This is a genomic window from Mesorhizobium sp. M7A.F.Ca.CA.003.01.2.1, from assembly GCF_003998945.1.
Lineage (GTDB): Bacteria > Pseudomonadota > Alphaproteobacteria > Rhizobiales > Rhizobiaceae > Mesorhizobium > Mesorhizobium ciceri.
On the sequence record NZ_RZRA01001664.1, the window covers coordinates 1 to 463 of the forward strand.

General features: G+C 62.2%; 1 protein-coding gene and 1 pseudogene. Both read right to left on the reverse strand.

Annotated features, from left to right (window positions below):
* Positions 1–275, reverse strand: a 275-nt coding sequence (locus tag EN969_RS34830) for a DUF6105 family protein (RefSeq protein WP_127419976.1), incomplete at its 3' end; no start/stop codon positions are given.
* Positions 275–463: pseudogene (locus EN969_RS34835) on the reverse strand (hypothetical protein); the annotation flags it as partial. The gene EN969_RS34830 and the pseudogene EN969_RS34835, both read right to left, overlap by 1 nt.

Here is a 463-nt window from a genome sequence, read left to right on the forward strand (position 1 = left end):
GCCCAGCGCTGTCTGACCCAGCCGGCGATTTCGCGGCGACGGCGGAATGCCCAAAGCGCCATCAGCAGCAACCCGTCGAAGACGCACGTCTTCGCCACCATGCCGGGGATGATCGCCGGATCGATGCCGAGCATCTGACCGTAGAGCCGGAAGAAGAAGTCGTGCATCTGTCGGCTGAGCATCGCGTAGCCGAAATTGATGTCATTGGCCGACAGATAGAACCAGCCCCAGAAAATCGCCATCGGCGCCGCCCAGCATCCGAAGATGTAGCGCATCAGCGGCCTCCCCTGGGATTGGAGCCGGTTTTGGACACCGTTCGGCCTGATATGAGTGAAAGCAGCGAATTGTGGGCTGCGGCTTTTGCCATGCCGTGCGCGACGGCATGGATCTCGCCTTCGCCCGAAGCCGCTGCCGCAACCACGGACCGCCGTTCGGCAAGCATGGCGACATAGGATGCCAGAAG